The organism is Chryseobacterium sp. Marseille-Q8038 (assembly GCF_965111995.1).
In genome coordinates, this window is sequence record NZ_CBCOPN010000001.1 from 1,379,701 (window position 1) to 1,401,048 (window position 21,348).

The 21,348-nt window shown below is 36.4% G+C and carries 16 protein-coding genes and 1 tRNA gene; 11 read left to right on the forward strand and 6 right to left on the reverse strand.

All coding sequences use genetic code 11. The annotated features are described in order from the left end of the window. Positions 1–43: 43 nt before the first annotated feature. Positions 44–1,855: a TonB-dependent receptor plug domain-containing protein gene (locus ACWPWS_RS06410; RefSeq protein WP_454045926.1), complete on the reverse strand. Its 1,812-nt coding sequence runs from the start codon at positions 1,853–1,855 to the stop codon at positions 44–46. A gap of 640 nt (positions 1,856–2,495) precedes the next feature. On the opposite strand from ACWPWS_RS06410, the gene uvrA reads away from it, so the two are divergent. Continuing rightward, positions 2,496–5,288 carry an excinuclease ABC subunit UvrA gene (uvrA, locus tag ACWPWS_RS06415; protein ID WP_454045927.1) on the forward strand — a complete coding sequence of 931 codons (2,793 nt, stop codon included), beginning with the start codon at positions 2,496–2,498 and terminating at the stop codon, positions 5,286–5,288. An 88-nt stretch (positions 5,289–5,376) separates the two neighbouring features. Next, positions 5,377–6,144: a methyltransferase domain-containing protein gene (locus ACWPWS_RS06420; RefSeq protein WP_454045928.1), complete on the forward strand. Its 768-nt coding sequence runs from the start codon at positions 5,377–5,379 to the stop codon at positions 6,142–6,144. Positions 6,145–6,301: 157 nt separating this feature from the next. On the opposite strand, the gene ACWPWS_RS06425 is transcribed toward ACWPWS_RS06420, so the two are convergent. Continuing rightward, positions 6,302–6,943 (reverse strand): NAD(P)-dependent oxidoreductase, encoded by a 642-nt coding sequence (locus ACWPWS_RS06425; RefSeq protein ID WP_454045929.1) that lies wholly within the window; start codon positions 6,941–6,943, stop codon positions 6,302–6,304. Between the two features lie 346 nt (positions 6,944–7,289). Between ACWPWS_RS06425 and ACWPWS_RS06430 the strand changes: the two genes are divergently transcribed. From ACWPWS_RS06430 to ACWPWS_RS06440, 3 genes are all read left to right on the forward strand, one after another. Beyond that, positions 7,290–8,399, forward strand: coding sequence for an epoxide hydrolase family protein (locus tag ACWPWS_RS06430; RefSeq protein ID WP_454045930.1), 1,110 nt, complete (start codon positions 7,290–7,292; stop codon positions 8,397–8,399). 9 nt (positions 8,400–8,408) lie between these two features. Then, a complete protein-coding gene (locus ACWPWS_RS06435; RefSeq protein ID WP_454045931.1) occupies positions 8,409–9,179 on the forward strand; it encodes an alpha/beta hydrolase in 771 nt (256 codons plus the stop codon). Between the two features lie 451 nt (positions 9,180–9,630). After that, positions 9,631–9,702: transfer RNA gene (locus ACWPWS_RS06440), tRNA-Arg, on the forward strand. Positions 9,703–9,928: 226 nt separating this feature from the next. Here the strand turns inward: ACWPWS_RS06440 and ACWPWS_RS06445 are convergent. Next, positions 9,929–11,056 carry a T9SS type A sorting domain-containing protein gene (locus tag ACWPWS_RS06445; protein ID WP_454045932.1) on the reverse strand — a complete coding sequence of 376 codons (1,128 nt, stop codon included), beginning with the start codon at positions 11,054–11,056 and terminating at the stop codon, positions 9,929–9,931. Between the two features lie 945 nt (positions 11,057–12,001). Between ACWPWS_RS06445 and ACWPWS_RS06450 the strand changes: the two genes are divergently transcribed. The 5 genes from ACWPWS_RS06450 to ACWPWS_RS06470 all read left to right on the forward strand — a co-directional run bounded on the left by ACWPWS_RS06450 (position 12,002) and on the right by ACWPWS_RS06470 (position 18,171). Continuing rightward, complete coding sequence (locus tag ACWPWS_RS06450; RefSeq protein ID WP_454045933.1) at positions 12,002–12,244, forward strand: hypothetical protein; 243 nt, start codon at positions 12,002–12,004, stop codon at positions 12,242–12,244. Positions 12,245–12,376: 132 nt separating this feature from the next. Next, positions 12,377–14,686, forward strand: coding sequence for a TonB-dependent siderophore receptor (locus ACWPWS_RS06455; protein ID WP_454045934.1), 2,310 nt, complete (start codon positions 12,377–12,379; stop codon positions 14,684–14,686). Between the two features lie 3 nt (positions 14,687–14,689). After that, the gene (locus tag ACWPWS_RS06460; protein ID WP_454045935.1) at positions 14,690–16,135 is read left to right on the forward strand and encodes an ABC transporter permease; all 1,446 of its coding nucleotides are present in this window, start codon (positions 14,690–14,692) and stop codon (positions 16,133–16,135) included. Further along, positions 16,136–17,482 carry a DUF3526 domain-containing protein gene (locus ACWPWS_RS06465; RefSeq protein ID WP_454045936.1) on the forward strand — a complete coding sequence of 449 codons (1,347 nt, stop codon included), beginning with the start codon at positions 16,136–16,138 and terminating at the stop codon, positions 17,480–17,482. Next, positions 17,476–18,171, forward strand: coding sequence for an ABC transporter ATP-binding protein (locus ACWPWS_RS06470; RefSeq protein WP_454045937.1), 696 nt, complete (start codon positions 17,476–17,478; stop codon positions 18,169–18,171). Before ACWPWS_RS06465 ends, ACWPWS_RS06470 begins: the two co-directional genes overlap by 7 nt. A gap of 73 nt (positions 18,172–18,244) precedes the next feature. Here ACWPWS_RS06470 and ACWPWS_RS06475 read toward each other — a convergent pair whose 3' ends face one another. Continuing rightward, positions 18,245–19,540 (reverse strand): cryptochrome/photolyase family protein, encoded by a 1,296-nt coding sequence (locus ACWPWS_RS06475; RefSeq protein WP_454045938.1) that lies wholly within the window; start codon positions 19,538–19,540, stop codon positions 18,245–18,247. A gap of 196 nt (positions 19,541–19,736) precedes the next feature. On the opposite strand from ACWPWS_RS06475, the gene ACWPWS_RS06480 reads away from it, so the two are divergent. Next, entirely contained in the window at positions 19,737–19,979 is a 243-nt protein-coding gene (locus ACWPWS_RS06480) for a hypothetical protein (RefSeq protein WP_454045939.1), read from the forward strand. Positions 19,980–20,044: 65 nt separating this feature from the next. On the opposite strand, the gene ACWPWS_RS06485 is transcribed toward ACWPWS_RS06480, so the two are convergent. Together ACWPWS_RS06485 and ACWPWS_RS06490 are read right to left on the reverse strand one after the other, a co-directional pair. Further along, positions 20,045–20,809 carry a hypothetical protein gene (locus ACWPWS_RS06485; protein ID WP_454045940.1) on the reverse strand — a complete coding sequence of 255 codons (765 nt, stop codon included), beginning with the start codon at positions 20,807–20,809 and terminating at the stop codon, positions 20,045–20,047. After that, a complete protein-coding gene (locus ACWPWS_RS06490; protein ID WP_454045941.1) occupies positions 20,806–21,342 on the reverse strand; it encodes a MarR family winged helix-turn-helix transcriptional regulator in 537 nt (178 codons plus the stop codon). Before ACWPWS_RS06490 ends, ACWPWS_RS06485 begins: the two co-directional genes overlap by 4 nt. Positions 21,343–21,348: the final 6 nt, after the last annotated feature.

The window sequence follows — 21,348 nt, forward strand, 5'->3', positions numbered from 1 at the left end:
AACAATTTGTTAATATTAACTTTTATTCATTTCAAATTAACATTTACTTAATATTAATTGTATAAGAAAACCCAATGTGGAACCATCTTTGCGGCATTGCCACTCCAAATGCTTCCGTATATTTTGTATTGGTAATATTATTAATCAACACATACACTGAGTAGTCTTTCTTAGCAAAGCTTAGCTTCTCATCTACAAGATTATAGGTTCCCAGGTTTACCCTTTCATTGTAACGGTAAACAAGCTCATTGGTGAAATTTTTCAGGAATTTTACTTCTAATTTGGAAACAAACTGGTGTCTCAGATTATCCAGAATATATCTTGAAACAAGACCATCTTTCTCTTCATATTTGCTGTCGATATAAGTATATCCAACGGTGTATTTTAACCAATCTACAGGTCTATGGCTCCACTCTGCTTCAATCCCTTTGGTTTTAATATCTCCTACATTCTGGGCATACCATACTTTATCATTCAGGTCTTTTTTCACCCAGTCAATAGAATTGCTGGAGTTTCTTAAAAATCCACTGACTTTCGCTAAGATTTTACTATCCTGATACTGATATCCTACCTCTGATGAAACAGCATTTTCAGGTCGTAAATCAGGATTTCCCTGTTCCGTTTTACTGATGTAATAAAGATCGGTAAAAGTAGGAATACGGTGTACTTTTGCGATATTTCCGTAGATTTTATTATTGGTATTAAAGTTATACCCTACGTCAAGCCCCGGATAAAAAAAGTTGCCTTCCTTAGAATAGTTAGCCCACGAAATTCCCGGACTGATGTTCAGTTTTTTATCCAGTAATGAAAAATGATGTTCAAAGAAAACCTGAGAAACAAAACGGTTTCTGTTTCCTAAATTACTGCTTGCAAGAAACTCCTTTCTCAATTCCACGCCAATTCCGGTTGTTCCCAATCCCCATTGATAGCTGGAATTAACTTCTCCTCCTACATTATTTCCGATGTGCATATTTCTGTAAAATTCCGGATTCCATCTGTCATAAAGGTACATATCCTGTCCTCTTCTCCAATATACATTTGAATTAAGCTTTAGCTTTCCAAAAGTCTGCTGATGGGCTACACTTACTATAGAAGCCTGTGTTTCCTCATACTGTTTTGTGGCAGCACTGGAAGCATAAAAACCATTGGCTCCGAATTTCTTTTCTGAAAAACCAGCCTGTACTTTTACATCTCCGTTTTTGATATTCAGTTTTCCCTGATAAAATACATTTCTGATCTCATAATCAGTATTGAACATATACCCTTCTGAAGAAGCAGAATTGGCCTGAAGAGAGTTTGTAAACTTGTCATTTCCAATCTGCGCATTAAATCCAAGACCATAGGTGCTGTAGTCTCCTCCATCTGCACTTATCTTCACTCTTTTTCCAGGAGTGGCTTTGGTAATGATATTGATAACACCGGCATAAGCATTCTGACCAAAACGTCTGGCTGCCGGCCCTTTTATAATTTCTATCCTTTCTACGTCATCCAGATCTACCGGAATATTCATATTATTATGCCCGGTCTGGGAATCATTCATCCTGATTCCATTCAGCATCAGCAAAACCTGTTCAAAAGAGCTTCCACGAAAACCGATATCACTTTGCACCCCATTGGCTCCTCTCCTTCTGATATCCATGCCCGGTACCAGCTGAAGAATTTCGTCTATACTTTTAGCAGGCGAATTTACAATGTCTTCTCTGGTGATAACACTGATATTCTGATTAGCACTTTTATAAGGTGTAGAGATAAATTTCCCCTGAAATTCAATGCTTTCAATATCTGTTGTCTTTTCCTGTGCATTTACCCAAAGTAAAGATCCCAGAAAAAAAGCACTTCCTATCTTTTTGATCATAATCGTTTCCGTAGTTTTTTTAACAGAGTCCAAAAGTAAGGGAGTTCACCAAGACAGGCAAATGATAGTTGTCATAAAAAAAGATGCAACATAATGCTGCATCTGTGTGAGGGAGTAATTTTATCTTTTTCTCATTAAATGTGTAACTAGATCTCTGAATAATTTTCTCATTTCTATATTACATATTTACGGGTACAATTTTAAATAATTTTACAACATAAAACAATACTTAAATAAAAAAACACAACATATTTTTAAAATTTATAAAAACCACTGTAAAATAAACAGTAAAATAAAAATAAGTCCACAAAATATATTCATTTCTATCATTTTTTGAATGAAATATTTTGATTTCATCCTTCTCATTTAACGTTTACAATAATAATTTTTAACAATAAGATAAGCATAAAATTTTCACCAAAATTTCGTAATTTTGTGGGTCTTAATTTTACAATGAAAGTATTCTTTTTTCAGCAGTAATTTTTGTCAGTGATTTTATAAATACCGCTACAGAATTTCAGGTGAATTCAGGAATATATTTAAAAGTTTAGTTAATGATAGCCCTGGAACATTCTATGGGAGGACACCATGATACTGACAGCCTTAATGCTGTACAATCATTTTTATGAATAAACAAAATATGGCTAACACAACAGAAATAGATATAAAAAAACAGATTTTCGTTAAGAATGCACATCTTAACAATCTGAAACATATAGACGTCCTGATTCCGAAAAACAAACTGATTGTTATTACAGGAGTTTCAGGAAGCGGTAAATCCTCTTTGGCTTTTGATACTATCTATGCTGAAGGACAGAGAAGATATGTTGAAAGTTTAAGTTCTTATGCCCGTCAGTTTTTGGGGAAATTAGAAAAACCAAAGGTTGATGATATCAAAGGACTTGCCCCTTCCATTGCCATCCAGCAGAAAGTAATTTCTTCCAATCCACGTTCTACTGTGGGAACTTCTACAGAGATCTACGATTATATGAAGCTTTTATTTGCCAGAATCGGGAAAACCTTTTCACCGGTTTCCGGAGAAGAAGTGAAAAAGGATTCGGTTTCTGATGTAGTAGACTTCATTAAAGCTTCTAAAAAAGATACTTCTTTTCTGTTAACGGCTCCTTTGGAATATGATGCAGACAATTTTAAAGAAACGCTGAATGTTTTAAAACTGGCAGGTTTCACAAGACTGGAAATCAATGGAAATGTAGCGGGTATTGAAGATCTGGAAAGCTTTGGATTTGCTCCTGAAAAAGGAATGGCAATCAATCTTGTTATTGACCGTTTCTCTTATGAAGAAGACGAAAGTTTTTTACAGAGGCTTGCCGATTCTATTCAAATGGCATTCTATGAAGGACGTGGCTATTGTTCATTAAAGAATACAGATACTGAAAAAGTAAAAGAATTCTCCAATAAATTTGAGCTGGACGGAATGGAGTTCCTTGAACCGAATGTTCATTTTTTCAGCTTCAATAATCCATACGGAGCATGTCCGGCATGTGAAGGATACGGAAAAGTAATCGGAATTGATGAAGATCTTGTGGTTCCCAACAAAACGCTGTCCATCTACGAAGATGCAGTCGTATGCTGGAGAGGAGAAACAATGAGCGAATGGAAAAAGGATTTCATCAAAAAAGCAGGTGACTTCCCTATCCACAAACCTTACCATCAGTTAACAAAAGAGCAGAAAAACTTCCTTTGGAAAGGTGACGGAAAAGGTAATTTCCCATGCATTAATAATTTCTTCAAAATGCTTGAAGAAAACCTTTATAAAATCCAGTACAGAGTGATGCTTTCCCGTTACAGAGGAAAAACCCTTTGTCCTACCTGTGAAGGATTGAGGCTTCGCGAAGAAACCAGCTGGGTAAAAGTAGACGGACACAATATCCAGTCGATGATTGAACTTCCTTTGGATGAGCTTTCTCCATTAATCAACGGATTAAAGCTTTCAGATCACGACAAGGAAGTAGCTAAAAGGCTGATGTACGAAATCACCACCCGTCTGGAGTTTTTATTAAAAGTAGGATTAGGATATTTAACATTAAACAGAACTTCCAATACCCTTTCGGGAGGAGAAAGTCAGAGAATCAATCTTGCTACAAGCTTAGGAAGTTCTTTGGTGGGTTCTATTTATATTCTGGATGAACCTTCTATCGGGCTTCACTCCAAAGACACGGAAAACCTGATTGAAGTACTGAAAAATCTTCGTGACCTTGGAAATACCGTAATTGTGGTAGAACACGATGAAGATGTAATGAGAGCCGCGGATTATATTATTGATATTGGTCCGGAAGCAGGTTATCTTGGTGGTGAACTGGTATTTGCCGGAGATTATAAGGATCTGAAAAAAGCCAACACACTTACCTCAGAATACCTTACCGGAAGACTGGAAATTGAGGTTCCGAAGAAGCGAAGAAAAGGCAAAGAATGGATTCACATTAAAGGTGCCCGCCAGAACAATCTTAAAAATATAGATGTAGATGTTCCGCTTGAAAGTCTGGTAGTGATTTCCGGAGTTTCAGGAAGTGGAAAATCTACTTTAATGAAAGAAATTCTTACCAATGACATTCAGATTCAGCTAGGAATGGGTGGTAAAAAAGGAGATTACGATTCCGTAGAATTTCCCAAAAAGCTGATCAAAAACATTGAACTGATTGATCAGAACCCGATTGGAAAATCATCCCGTTCAAACCCGGTAACTTATCTGAAAGCCTATGATGACATCCGTGATCTTTTCGCGAAACAGAAAGTAGCAAAAATGATGGGATACAAGCCTAAACATTTCTCTTTCAACGTAGACGGAGGAAGATGTGATGAATGTAAAGGTGAAGGCGTCATCAATGTTTCCATGCAGTTTATGGCAGATATCGAGCTTGAATGTGAGGTTTGTAAAGGAACACGATTCAAAAATGAAATCCTTGAAGTAAGATTCGATGAGAAAAACATCTCTGACATTCTTCATATGACCGTAGATGAAGCATTGGCATTCTTTAAAGATAATAATGAGGAGAAGATCGTAACAAAGCTGAGACCACTGCAGGAAGTAGGTTTAGGTTATCTTCAGCTGGGACAAAGCTCTTCTACCCTTTCCGGCGGTGAGGCACAGCGTGTGAAGCTGGCTTCATTCCTTGTAAAAGGGGTAACAACGGATAAAACCTTATTTATCTTTGACGAACCTTCTACAGGGCTTCATTTCCATGATATTCAGAAATTATTGAAATCATTGCAGGCATTGATTGACCTTGGACATTCAGTGATTGTTATTGAGCATCAGCCTGATATCATCAAATGTGCCGACTATATTATTGATATCGGTCCGGAAGCAGGAAAACATGGCGGAGAAGTTGTATTTGCAGGAACTCCTGAAGATCTGACAAAAAATAAAAAGTCTTACACCGCAAAATACATCAAGGAAAAACTGGAACAATAAAATACAATCGGCTGTTTTTAAAAACAGCCGATTTTTTATTTAGATTCTCTATCTTTATTAAAATTAACCCATTACAAAATTATTTTTTATGCCTTGGAATCCCGAATTATATGATCAATACAAAGATGTTCGTTACAAACCCTTTTATGATTTAGCAGCATTAATCAAGCCTGAAAACAATATAAAAGCGATTGACCTAGGCTGTGGCACCGGAGAGCAAACCTCTATTCTGACTGAAAAACTAGACGGCTCTACATTTTTAGGAATTGATTCATCAGCAGAAATGCTTGAGAAATCTAAAAAATTTGAAAATGACAACTTGCACTTTAAACTGCAGACCATTGAAGAAACAGCGCAGTCTGACCAAAAATGGGATATTGTCTTCAGTAATGCCGCTTTACAGTGGGCAGATGATCACGAAACGTTATTTCCTAAAATCATTGGATTACTTTCACAGAATGGTCAGTTAGCTATTCAGATGCCTGTTCAGAAAGAAAATATCCTGAATCAGATTCTTACGGAAATGGCAGACGAAGAACCTTATGCTTCACAGCTCAATCATTTCAACCGTGATTCGCCTGTACTTTCAATGGATGATTATGCCCAAATTTTGTTTGACAACGGAATTCAGGATATTGAAATATTCCAGAAAGTTTATCCGATTATTGCAGATGATCATGAAGCGCTCTATGAATTTATTTCAGGAACTGCCCTGCTGCCTTATCTTGAGCGTTTGGAAAAAGAACAAAAAGAAAATTTCATTTCCGAATTTAAATCACGCATCGCTCGAAGATTTACAAAATATCCGGCAATCTATGCATTTAAGCGTATTCTGATGTATGGTCGAAAAAAATAAAAACTCTTATAAGAATTAAAAGAAGCTGTCTCAAAATTGTCATTCTGAATGAAATGAAGTATCCCATATCGTTGATTATTAACGGGATTCTTCCTTTGTCAGAATGACAAAAATCCACTAGCCGGATTATTGAGACAGCTTCTTCTTTAAATATTCTTTACCCTTTCAGATTGTACAAAAACGGACTCTTCTGTATGTATTCAGCTGCATCAATCTGAGAAACTAGAAATTCCGCGAGATCCGCAGCACTGATACTTTCACCTTTGCAATCTGTAAGACTTGTTTCAGTGGTAAACCTTTCTTCGGTAAGATGAATCAGTGGCAATCTTACCAAAGTCCAGTCCAGTGTACTTTCCACAAGAGATTCATACTCTTTTTGTTTGTCTTCCGTTGTTTCAGGATAATTCTGATACATCCATTCAGTAGCCATTTTAACGCTTTCATTTTTATGATCCGACAGAGTATTTACACTCAAACCGGTAGTTACTATATAGCGCTTCATTCCAAAATGGTTCATCGCTCTGATGATATTTTTTGCAGCATCACTGAATATAGACTTCTCTCCTTTTGGCTGTCCTAAAGTGCTTATTACAAGATCAGTTCCTTCAAGCAATCTATGAACTGAGGTTTTATCTCTCGCATCTCCTTTTACAACTTCAATTAATGGATTTTGAAAGGTAACGTTTTCAGGGTTTCTGACTAAAAGTTTAAGAGAATACACTTTCTCAAGGAGGTTTTGCACCAGATATTTTCCGGATTTTCCTGTTCCGCCGATTACGGCAATTTTATAGGTTTTCATATTGATTTTCTTTAAATATTACATATCAATAATCAATAGCCAATGCTGCGCTAGTAACCATTGATACGGCAAATAACATTTTGTCTTTGCTTTAGTTATGATATAATGAAGGTATTGGGTTCAGAAAATTGAACCTAAGATGTTCAGGTTAAAAAGTAGCCTGACTGATAGTAATATGTATTACGAGATTTTAATGAATTAAAGTTACACTTTTTTCACCATATAAAAAATCAAAAAATTTATGATTTCGACAACACTTTTGAAAAGAGAAAGTTTTTAACTTTGATAACCTTCTTACTATCAGTATATTTCCAAAAAAGCATTTACACCAATAAAATATATAAATATGGAACCATTTACTGTTAACATTCCTGAATCGGTGATCACCTATCTTAAAAACCGTCTGCAAAACGCCCGCTGGCCCGGAGAACCCGAAGGTTCTGATTGGAATTATGGTACCAACGAAAAATACCTGAAAGAACTTACCCACTATTGGATCAATGATTACGACTGGAGAATGCACGAACAGCAGTTGAATCAACACCCTCAGTACACCGCTGAAATAGATGGAATTCTGATTCATTTTCAATACATAAGAGGAAAAGGAACTCATCCAAAACCCCTTATTCTTACTCATGGATGGCCGGACAGCTATTATCGTTTTCATAAAATTATTCCATTGCTTACAGAAGGTGAACAGAGTTTTGATCTGGTTATTCCTTCTATTCCCGGATTTGGTTTTTCTGATAAAACAGTTGTCAGCAGTGCCAGAGTAGCTGATCTTTGGAAAAAACTGATGGCAGAAGTCCTTGGATATGAGAAATTTTATGCTGCCGGAGGCGATATCGGCATGGGAGTCGTAAAAGCACTGGCTTCAAAATATCCTGATGCACTGGAAGCTGTTCACCTTACCGATGTAGGATATCCTATGGGACAGGAAGATCCGGCAACGATGAGTGAAGATGAAAAAGCATTCGCACAGTTTGTACAACAATGGTGGTATAACGAAGGAGCCTATGCCATGGTTCAGTCTACCAAACCCCAGTCTCTTGCCTATGGTCTGAATGACTCTCCTGTTGGACTTGCAGGCTGGATTATAAGTTTTACCAATGCAGGAGCGCCCCCGGAATTAATAGAAACAGCCTTTGGAGGGAAAGATGAAATGCTTACCAATATTATGATTTACTGGGTAACGCAAACCATAGGATCTTCTGCCAGAATGTACAAAGAAGATGCAGCGGCTTTATGGAGCGGAGTACACATTCATCAAAAAAGCAATGTTCCGGCCGGAGTACTCGTATTTCCCCGTGAAGCTCAGTTTCCCAAAGAATGGGCAGAACGTTTCGTAAATGTGACCAGCTTTAAAAAGATGAATGAAGGTGGTCATTTTGCCGCACTGGAATTACCTCATATATTTGCAGATGAATTAAGGTCATTCTTTTACTCTGTCAAATAAAAACAATCCATGAAGTACTCCTTTTCTATTCTTTTTGCCATTCCTCTTTTTATAACCAGCTGTACTGTACAAAAGAAAAATACTCAAAGTCATGATTACGAGGTAAAAGTGGATACTTTAACCTTTTTAGATCACAGCAGAAACCGTAAGATCCCTGTTGCTTTTTATTATCCAGAAACAGATAAGAAAATTCTCAACCCACAGGTTATTATTTTCAATCATGGATATGGTCTCAATAAAGGCGGAGATTACCTTGTGTACTCTTATTTAACGGAAAAACTGGCTTCAAAAGGCTATTTCACAGTAAGCATTCAACATGAACTGGCTACAGACAGTCTGCTCCCCACAGAAGGAAATTTGCAGATGGTGAGAAGACCTTTCTGGCAAAATGGTTCGGATAACATTCTGTTTGTGCTCAATGAACTTAAAAAGACAAAACCGGAACTTGATTATAAACATCTGACCTTAATAGGACACTCCAATGGTGGTGATATGGCAGCTCTATTCGGTAATCAGCATCCTAATCTGGTGTATAAACTGATCACAATGGACAACCGGAGAATGTTTCTTCCGAGAACTTCGGTTCCTAAAATTTATTCTTTACGTTCCAACGATTATCCGGCTGATGAAGGCGTCCTTCCCAATGAAACAGAACAAAAAAAATATTCTATAACAATACAACCCACTCTGATTAATCATGGTCATATGGACAATAAAGGCAGTGATGAAGAGAAAGAAATCTTAAATGATTTTGTTTTAAAATATCTTTCTGAACAATAGTTCCAAAGAATCCCACAAGTTATCCACAACAAATTGTGGATAACTTGTGAATTTTAACATTAAATTCATATTTCGTATTAAAATTATTACTACATTTACTATGTAATAAACATCGAAGTGGAAACTTTATTTGCTTTTCTTACTACTATTGAAATTGCAATTAAATTTGAAATAAAAATTTAAGCACAGCATTGTCGGCTGTGCTTTTTATTGTTGTCTAATTAAAAAAATGAGATGTATTTATCTACTGGATCTGCCTCTAAAGGGCAGATTCTTTTATCCTACAGCCCTTTTATAGAAGCATTTTCGTAAATTCACTATATGTTAATGGCACAAAATGGCACAATATAAAAGTATCCTCAAACATCTGTGCTCATATCTGCACTTAGCAACAACTCTTTGTTAATCTATTGATCTTGAAAATAATTTGCAATTTTATCATACAAGAACTGGCCTCATAGTTCAATGGATAGAATAAAAGTTTCCTAAACTTTAGATTCAGGTTCGATTCCTGGTGGGGCTACAATTCACACTAATAATCAAAACATTATATTAAACACCCCAAATTTACCTAAGTTATAAAAAGAAAAATCCCCGGATTAACCGGGGAATAAAAAACTAATAACCATGAAAACTCAAATCTGAGATGAGTCGCTTTTTATTAACAGACAAAGTTTTTCAACTTTGCTCATCAATTTAATACTTTTGTAAAAGGCTATTGATACAATAGCAATTATATACATGCTAATTTATTTCTTAATCGCTTTCAGCGTTTGCTTAGAGCCATCTTTTTGGTTGAAAGTAATTAAATACACTCCTTGTTTTAGCTCTCCTAAATAAAGAACAGAATTGGGCCTATCAATAGTTTTAACCAGCTTTCCTGAAATATCAAAAACCGAAATTGACTTTACTTTGGTAATATCTGAAATATGTAATGCATCTATGAATGGATTTGGATATAACTGAATAAGATTGCCCGTTTTTGAACCAGAAATCTCATGAGTCGCCAGTGAAGCTTCTGTAGTAATCTGAATAATGAAATTTCCCTCTGGACGATCATCAAAACCATCAAAATTACCAACATTTATATAGTAGTTAATTCCAGCTGTAGTAGGAATAGTCATTGTTTCAATTATTCCTATACCTCCATCTTCACTATCTTTTGTTTCTGCACATACCAGATCAGTACAACTTCCGGTATATACTCCTATCTTATGATTCCAGTCAGAAAGAGTAATGGCTTTAATTGTTGTATTATTCCCGTCACCTGTAAAAGAATACCAAAGACCATCATTCATTCCACTTGAACAAGTCGTTATCAAGCCATCATTGGCAGCATAAACACCATCGACTTGGGTCCATGCATATGGCAAAGGAACAGCTTGTCTGGCTGTTGAACATTTATCATTAGAGGGAATAAGGGATACATTTACCTTGTTTATTTCTATTTTGAAATTCCCCTCTGGAATGTCTGTATACGCCTCATACGCACCAACATTTACATAATAGGTGATTCCAGGTACAGTTGAAATGGTAAGTGTTTTAACCAATTCTGTATCATAAGGAAATGTTCTTGCTCCACATACAAGAGCGTCACAACTCCCTGTATATACTCCTATTTCAGGCCCCCAATCTGATGTAGCAGTAACTTTAATATTTATATAACTTCCATCACCTGTAAAAGAATACCAAAGACCATCATTCATTCCAACGGAACAAATATTTATCAACCCATCAGCTGGAGATGTTACCCCATCTGTCTGATCAAAGGTATAAGGGAATTCAGAGACCTCTCTTGCCGTAGAACAGGTATTATTGGTTTGTCCGAAACTTAAACCTGAAAATGCTAAAAGAAGTAGAAAATAAGATTTTTTCATTCTGTAATAATTTTAGTTGATATTATAAATTAATTAATGATGAGTTTTCATCAGGTATCTTTATTATGGGGCAAATCTACAATGACCTTTAAAGTAATAACAAAGCAATTCTGTAGAAATAAATTATAGTTGTGTAGATTTTAATTGTGCTTATTATCAATTTATTTAGAATTTTACTATTCTAAATATATGGGAAAGGCAATCTCTTTTTATACGTCAAGATTTAATGTATTTAAAAAATATCAACAAAAAATCCCCGGATCTTTCCGGGGATAAAATCAAATCAATATAACATAAAATATGCTATTTTTTTATTACGGAACTAATTTACAATGATCATTAAAGTAATAACAAAGCAATTCCGTAGATATACATTGTAGTTGTGTAGATTTTGTTTGTAGTATTTTTCAATATTTTTTGTAGCAAAAATATCTTATCCATGAGGTTATTAAATACGGATTCTCGTTATCTGTTTTTTACAAATAAGATTTAGTTATAACTGTACGGATAATTGTTATGCTTGATTTGAGTTGTTTGTATATTCAGAACTAATAAAAAATTAATTTTCATGAGCATTTAAATTCCCATAAAAAAACCTCCCGAATCACCGGAAGGTATACTGTAATTTGTCAGAAATATGAAATTTTCAATACCCAAATATAATAAGTGTTTATATGCCGAAGTATGATCTGAATCATATCACTGACAAAAACCATCATTGAGATTGTCATGGATCTGCGTATCTTAAAATCAATATATGTTAGGAAAATAGTTACTGCTTTTCGCTCATCATTCCATTTATATCAAATTAAATTGTACATTTGCTTTTCTATTATGCAAAAATTTCTCAGAGTCTTTTTTGTTTTCTCTTTACTTCTGATATTTGTTTCGAATGTCAGTGGGGTAAGTAGATGTATTGATCATGCTCAACACGCCAAGAGTAAAATGATCTATAAAAAAGGTTCAAAAGAAGAGAAAATCCCTACTTTTTCCCAGGACGACGAATGTCAGTGTGCTCTACATATGCACATGAATAATATTCTTCTCCCTGAGCCTTTGGATATGGATTTTGCTATTGATACGACCAATGATAACGAAATGCCACAACCTAAAGCCATTTCGTATCGTTGTCTTCTCGACTTCTTCAGCTCCAGAGCTCCCCCATCTGCATTTTTCGCGGTAGCTTAATATACGCTGCCTTCATTTCCCGTATACAGATTCTATAAGTCTGTACTGTTATTCCGTGGATACCTGTGTCTTCACACAATTAAGGATATCCTTTTATTAATGGGCATTTTCATCGCCCGTACATCCCTTTTCATGACTACCAATAATTGTAATTATCTGGGAATAATTCATTGTATTTCCCTGAATTCTGTGAAACTTTTCAGCGTAAGTTTCATCACCTCATCATCATTTTTGTATGCCCAGTCGCATTCTGAAGATTCTTTATCTACAGTGGTACAAACCGTTGAGATCATCGGAAGAAAGTCTAAAGATTATACTTCCGACTACTCTTTTGCCGCCACTAAGATTGCTATGAAAAATAAAGATCTGCCTTTAACGCTTAATACCGTTACCAAAGAACTGATCACCGACCGCCAGGCCTTCCAGCTTGGAGATGTTATGAAAAATGTGAACGGAGTCTCTCCTTCCAGCTATTATAACCAATATAACATTCGGGGAATCAGCCAAAATGAAGAAGGACAGATCATCAATGGAATGCGGACAAGGCAATATTATTTTTTGCAGCCGATGACTTCCAATATAGAACGTGTAGAAATTTTCAAAGGTCCCGCAAGTATTACCATGTCCAGTGTAGATCCCGGAGGAACCATCAATATGGTCACGAAAAAACCCCTGTCTAATCCTCGTCATGAGATCAGTTTATCAGGAGGCAGCTTTGATACTTACCGTGTTACAACAGATCTTACAGGCCCTTTGAATAAGAATAAGACCTTATTATATCGTTTTAACGGAGCTTACCAGAATGCCCATTCATCCAGGGATCATGTCAAGAACAGCGGTATTCTGCTCTCTCCTTCCATCACCTTTGTTCCTAATGAAAAAACATCAGTGAATGTAGAAATGATTTTCAATGATCTTTATGGAAATCTGGACAGAGGTCAGCCTATTTTCGGGGCAATTGCAGGAAAAACAGATTTGTACAGTACTCCAAGAACATTAAACCTTGGAGCACCCGATGATTTCTTTAAAACCAGAGAACTTATTATAATGGGAAGTGTTGCCCATCATTTTAACCCATCCATCAGCTTCAACGCCTCTTATATGAAGCAATACTGGAGAGAAAACCTTGAGGAACACAGAACTACCAATTCTTTTGTTCCCGATATGGATAACAAACCGGTTTCCAGCCTTGCCATGATGCAGTTTGTGCAAAGAAAACAAAATTGGGCAACAGACAATATTAATGCTTATTTTAATTTTAAATTCAAAACAGGTTCTGTTCAGCATCAGGCTTTAATTGGCTATGACAGTCAGATTTGGGAAAAACGTAAAGACGGGCAGCAGAATGCAGCAAGAGGTTTTCTTTTAAAGAATGGTTCTGTGGTTTCATCTTACAATCCGGCAAAAGCTTCAGAGTATCAGACTGTCAATTACAATGGAACACTCATTCCTAAACCGAATGTCACTCCGTTTGATCTGAATCCGGGAGCGGAAAATTATCAGGGTACAGATTTTAATACCCTTAATGTGATTACGCCTCTGCCTTCTGCTCTTACCACTACTCATGCGGCTTATATCCAGCATCTTTTTACCTGGAAAAAGTTTAAAATATTATCAGGGGTACGCCATGAATGGTTTCAGGACATCACTAATTTCAAAGAATCCAACGAATCTTCGTTTCAAAACAACAAACTTCTATACAGGTTCGGTATTACCTACAGCATAACGGATAACATCAATCTGTATGGGACTTTCCTTACCGGATATCAACCTCAGTCCAATACGGTAACATTGATGCCTAATACCTCCGGTCTTACAGGATCTGCAGCGAGATTTAAGCCTTTAACCTCAGATCTTAAAGAACTGGGAATCAAAGCACAGCTTTTTGGCAGAATCTCTCTGAATCTTGCAGTGTATGAGATCAACCAAAGAAATCTTATCATCAATGCCAATAACCCTTCAGAACCTGATGAGCTTATACAGCGTGGTGCCGACCGAAGCCGCGGATTTGAAGCCGAGTTTTCCGGACATATTCTCCCTCAATGGCATATTTACGGAGGCTACAGTTATATTGATGCGAAAATATTGGATGATACCCATCCGGAGCTTGTGGGAAAAAGAAAAGAAAATACTTCTAAAAATTCCGTCAATATCTGGACACGCTACAATTTTTCAAATATTGAACTGATAAAAGACTTTGGAATTGGAGCAGGAATGCTTTACCAGAGTTCTAAAATTCCGTGGTTCACAAGAAGTTTTGAACTTCCCGAATATACTACGATAGATGCTGCATTGTATTACACTCCGGCAAAGTCTGTTCAGCTCGCTTTTAATCTGAATAATATCACCAACAAAGTCTACTGGATCGGAGCTCAGAACTACCTAAGGTTATTTCCGGGAACTCCAAGAAATTATTTACTAACCGCTACTTACAAATTTTAATATATGGCAATTTCAAACTTACAATTGATGGTGAGAAAAACCTGGCAGGATTTGTTTAAAGGAAAACAAAGCCTCCTCACCATGATTACTGTTCTCCTATTCTGCCTGTTGAGCATCAGCATAGGATATGCAAAATACACTGATTCCTTTTCAAAAATAAAAGAATATCGGAAAGAAGTACGGGAAAGCTGGGAACACAGACCTGACAAGCATCCGCACCGTATGGCCCATTATGGCTATCTGGTTTTCAGAATTGGACATCCTTTGAATATTTTTGATAATGGATTGGACGATTATCTTGGGAATGTCATATTCCTGGAAGCCCATAAACAGAATACAGCGAACCTTTCAGAAGCCGGAAGTTCAGGAACTTTGGTCAGATTTGGAGCTTTCAGCAGTGCTTTTATTCTGCAGAGCATTGTTCCTTTGATTATCCTTTTCTTAGGATTTGGGTTAATTGTACAGGAACGTGAGAATGCCACATTAAAAATCATCAGCGTACAGGGAGCTTCAGGAAGAGATATTGTCTGGGGGAAAGTCATAGGACTGTGGCTTTTTTCTTTATGTTTCCTGATTCCGGTAATTCCTGTTGTTCTGGCAGCTACACTTCTGTCTGAAACTACTGATTCTGCTGATATTGTAATAAGGCTTGCATTGATATTGCCTGCTTATATGATCTATTATTTTTTTATCAGCGCTTTGACTATTATTGTTTCGGCGAACCATAAAAGTACTTCTTCAGCATTGATCAGCCTTATAGGTTTCTGGCTTCTTTTCATTATTGTTTTGCCTAAGGGAATTCAGTTTGCCGCACAGAATCTTTATCCAGCACCTTCCCGTATTGCTTTTGAAACTACGCTGGAAAAGGATATTTTAAAATCAGGAGACAGCCACAATCCTGATGATCCGCATTTTAAGAAGATCAAAGATTCTTTATTGGCAAAGTATAAGGTAAAAACAACCAATGAGCTTCCTTTCAACTATGGCGGATTTGTGATGAAGGAAGGGGAAAAAATAAGTTCACAGATTTATATCAGACATCAAAAAGAACTGCAGACCATTTATAACAAACAACAAAACCTTACTGATATTTCAGGACTGATTAATCCGGCCATTGCTATTAAAAACTTTTCCATGATTGCTACAGGTACAGATTTCTTCTCTTATACCCAATTTCAAAAGCAGGCAGAAGAATACCGTTATCAGATGGCTCAGCATTTAAATGACCTGCAAATTGAACATATCAGCAATGTAAAGCCTGAAAATGGAGGGCCACCCGCTGTAATCGACAAAGACAACTGGGAAAAATTTCCGGATTTTGAATATCAATATACTCCTGTTTTGTACAGTCTGAAAGAACAGCCAATTCCTGTTGCTGCATTGGTTCTATGGCTGGCTGTATGTGTTATTGCAATTGAAATAAGTGGAAGAAAATTAAAACTCATCTAAATGAATCGTTATTTATATACCCAATTTTACCGTAACAAGGCTTATATCATTGCATTGTTGTTTTTATTCATGGCTGGGATCATGGCCATTTATACCGGAAAAAAATTTCTGGATCGGAACGAGGACATCATTTCCAAAAGTGAAGCATTTCAAAAGGAAAGCATTCAACGGAATATAAAATTCCATAAAGATGATCTGGGACTGGTTCTTTACTACATCAAATTTAATTTAGTGAATGAAACTCCCAGACTTTCCGCTTTAAATATCGGAATGCGGGATTTAAACCCATCTATCCAAGGGGTGACCATCCGAAATCTGGAGGAACAACGCTACAATTCTGATTTTTATAATCCTGCCAATGCGGCTGTCGGAAACTTTGACTTTAGTTTTGTCATTGTTTTCCTTTTTCCTCTGGTGATTGTGGCGTTTTGTTATAATCTCATTTCTGAGGAAGAAGAAAGAGGAACCTGGAAATTGCTTTCGGTACAAAGTGGAAATTTACAAAAGCTTCTGGATCATAAGATGCTTATCCGCCTTTTGGCAGTTACTGCAGTATATCTGGCATTAATGATCATCGCTTCAGTCTGGATAAAAATACCTTTGGATCTGTATTATATTGCTTTTCTTATCAGCGGATGGCTTTATCTTATGTTCTGGTTTGCCTTATGCAGATGGGTTATTTCTTTCCGAAAATCATCAGCTCAGAATGCGTTAATCCTTCTGATCGTATGGGTGGGAATTAACTTTATTATTCCGATGAGCAGTAATATTCTGATACAAAAGATATACCCTGTTAACGAATCTCTTAAAGCAGTGATGGAACAGAGAGAAGGCTATCACAATAAATGGGATGAAGCTAAGCTCCCTACCATGGAAAAATTTTACAAAGCATATCCTCAATACAGAAATTTCACCGTAGAAGAAAATGATACGTTCACCTGGACATGGTATTACGCCATGCAGCATATGGGAGATCTTGAATCTGCAGCATCTTCTGAACAGTATACAGAAAAAATGCAAAAACGAAATCAGGCTGCAGTTTATTTAGGTTATTTCCTTCCCAACCTTCATACCCAGCTTGTAGAAAGCCATCTGGCAAAAACGGATATGAATAATAATCTGCAGTATGCCTCTTCACTCAAAAAATTCCATGAGAAAAAACGATTGTACTTCTACCCTCTTATTTTTTCAGGACAGACGGCAGAACCTATCAACTGGGGACAGCAAACCATACAGGTATTCAAATTATCTGCACCTATCCAATGGATACAGATTCTTCTGCCATACCTCATCTTCATCACTCTATTCATTATCCTTTCACAATACAAATACAGAAAACTATGTTAAAAACGATCAACCTACATAAAAAATACAATGATTTTACAGCACTTCATTCTCTTAATCTGGAAGTAAAGAAAGGGGAAATCTTTGCGCTACTCGGGCAAAACGGAGCAGGTAAAAGTACAACCATCAATATTCTTCTTGGGCTTATAAAAGCCACTTCCGGAGATGCCTTCATTCATGATATTTCAGTAAAAGATCATCCTCAGAAAATAAAAAAACATCTGGCATATATTCCTGAAACAGTGCTTTTATATCCTCATCTTACCGGATTGGAGAATCTCGATTTTTTCTCCAAAATTGCTGGATTTAATTATGAAAAAGAAGAGCTTTCCGCATTACTCATGCGTACAGGATTACAGGAGACAGCGCACCACAAAGCCCTGGGAGGATATTCAAAAGGGATGCGACAAAAAGTAGGCATTGCTATTGCCCTTGCCAAAGATGCAAAAGTACTTCTTCTGGATGAGCCTACCAGCGGACTGGATCCAATAGCAACAGCCGAATTCACTGAAATTGTTCGCCAGCTGGGGAAAGAAGGCAGAACTATTTTAATGGCTACTCATGATATTTTCAATGCAGTAAGTGTAGCCACCAATATCGGAATTATGAAACAGGGAGAGCTGGTGCAAAATCTGCCCTCCAAAGCTTTTACCGCTCAGGAATTACAGGAGCTGTATCTGAAAACGATTTAATTTTCATATTAAATATCAATTGGTTGATGCCCGGTAACGTTTTTGTTACCGGGCATTTTTTGGTATTATCTATTTATGTTAATCCTTTTTTGTATTCGGATAAGGCTCTTTCACGGGCAAAAGAGTGTTCGACGATTGGGGAAGGATATGCTGAGGTATTCCATTCCGGAAGCCACCTTTTGATATACAATAAGTCTTTATCAAACTTTTCAACCTGAGCTGTCGGATTAAAAACCCTGAAATAAGGAGCTGCATCACAGCCGGAACCTGCTGCCCACTGCCAGTTTCCATTGTTTGCAGACAAATCATAATCATTAAGTTTTAAAGCAAAATACGCTTCTCCCCAACGCCAGTCGATCAGCAGATGTTTACATAAGAAACTCGCCACAATCATTCGTACACGATTATGCATATAACCTGTCTGATTCAATTCTCTCATTCCGGCATCTACAATTGGGTAGCCTGTAGTTCCTTCACACCAATGTTTAAATTCTTCTTCGTTATTCCGCCAGTTAATATTATCATACTGCTTTTTAAAAGACTGATGAACCACTTGCGGAAAATGATATAAAATCTGCATAAAAAACTCACGCCAGATCAATTCTGAAAGCCATACAGCATTATGTTTCAGGGCAAAGGCCACACATTTCCTGATGCTGATGGTGCCAAAACGTAAAGCAATTCCCAATTGGGTTGTATGTTGTAAGGCCGGATAATCACGAAATTGATCATAATGATCTATAATTGAAGCATTCAGAACTGGATGGGTAAAATTAATTTCCGTTTTTCTGAAACCAATCTCATTTAGGGTAAGAATGTCTGTATATTCCTGTGGGAAAAGGCTTGTAAAGCTGGACTCTACAGATTTATAATGTTCAGGAGTTAAGGTTTCCCTCCATTTCTTTGCAAAAGGGGTGTAAACAGTATAGGGTGTGCCATCTTTTTTAATAATCTGATCCTTATCAAAAATTACCTGATCTTTATAGGCTTTGAAGGGAATATTCTTTTCCTTGAAAAAATAATAGACTTCCTTATCTCGTTCAATGGCCTGAGGTTCATAATCTCTGTTACAAAAAACACCTTCAATAGTATATTCTTCGCACAATTTTCTGAATATTTCTATAGGTTTGCCATAGTAAGTATTTACTTTTGAACCGTATTTTTCCAAGGAAATATTAATATCCGTCAAAGCCTGGTGAATATAATCCACCCTGCGGTCTTCTTTATCTTCCAGTTTTTCGAGAATATCAGTATCAAAGATAAATACAGGCATGACAGGAGCATCAGATTGGAGTGCATGGTAAAGTCCGATATTGTCTTCCAATCTCAAATCACGTCTGAACCAAAAGAGGGTGATTGTATTTTTCATAGAAGTTCTTTTCAATTTCATTGATCATTTCTGTTTTAGAATTGCTTTCGTAAATACGGATAAATATACAGATTTTAACCTATAAATAATTTTAGTGATTTGTATTATTTGGCTTTATCATTATAATTTGTATGATAATATGAATTAAAATTTTCCGACATTTGTCCGGATTTTAAATGAATAGAAACTTACAGTAATGGAAGAATTTGAGGTACCGGTAACTTATAAAGGTAAAGAACTGCTTTTCAACGGAAAGCTTGCAACATTTTCTTACGGATACAAATTATATGTGGATGTGGAGGGCACTGAAGTCGTTATTGAACGTGATGATCACGGTGATTTGCGGGCTCTTTTGCCGGATGCCACTGCGGAAAAGTCTATAGATAAAGGACTTATTGAAGCCATTATTGAGGTATTTAAAGAACTTCAGGTTTTATAATTCGTATTCTGAATAAAAAGAGACCTTTCAAAAGTCTCTTTTCATTCAAATATATTTTATTTTGTTTATTCAAACACGACATAGTTCACCTTATCTACACCCGTATTTCCGGTTTTCTCATGATAGGCATACAGGACGAGTTCATAATTTCCCGGAGAATTGATTAAATGACTTCCTTCAAACAGATTGGTTGAAACTAACGACATATCTATATTTTTCACCAATTTTCCGTCTTTTTTCAGAATTCCTTTCACTTCAATTTCATTGGAATTCCATACTCCATCTTTATCAATGACACATCCGCACATCATGACAATATTAGCCTGAAACTGGAAAGGCTTATCTTTAATACTGTTTAATGCGATATACTGATGGGTTCTGGGTTTCAGAATATCAATAATATATCCGGGAACTTCAAGGATTATTCCTTCTCCCAAAATATGTTTCCCTGGAATAAGCCATAGTTCTGTACTTACAACAGCCTGAGCCTGTTTACTGTTCAGAGGGGAAATAACTTCTATATTCACAAATGTAGGTTCGTCAATATCCACAGCAGCCATAAAACCTCCCGTTTGTGCATCGACAATTGAGCTCCCTCTGGTTTTAGGGGTTTTCATAATCAGATCAGTATTCCCGGTGCTTCCGGTTGTATTTCCTTCTGCCAGAATTCTCTGATTAAGTTTATTTCTAATGATAACATGAGCTCCACCTAATGAAGTTCCGATAAATTTTGCATCTCTTGCCTTAGCTCTTATCATGATTTTTGTTTCTGTTGCAGAAATCATAAGATTGGAAAAAAGAAATGCTGTGATGAGAATGAATGCTTTCATGATTGAGTTGATTTTAAATATTCTTGTTTAAAACGATGATGAAAAGATTCGTTTTTCAGTTCCTGATCAATACGATCCAGGTAAGTAAAAATTGTCAGATCTTCAGATAAAACCTTCAGGATCGCTTTTTCACAACTGTCCCAGATCTGCTCCAGCTGAGGGAGCTTTTCAATGGCTTTGGGAGACAATGAAATGATCTGCTTCCGTTTATCTACACTATCTTTTCTGATCATGAGATAACCATTTTCATTCATTTTTTTAACGATCACCACAACGGACGGATGAGAATACCCTAGTGGTTCGGCAATATCAGTAATTGAAATTTCACCCTTCCTTTTCAGCAGCATAAACACCAGATACCAATTCGGTTCTACATCAATCCCAAATTCTTTATAAAATTTCCTCACATCATGAGACATTCTGTCACTGATTCTTTTCAACCGACTATCGAAAGCCTTATACCCTAGTTCTCTAATAAAGTCAAAATCCAGCTGAAATATATTTGCTGTAAATATATAAAAATATAAAGTCAACTATAT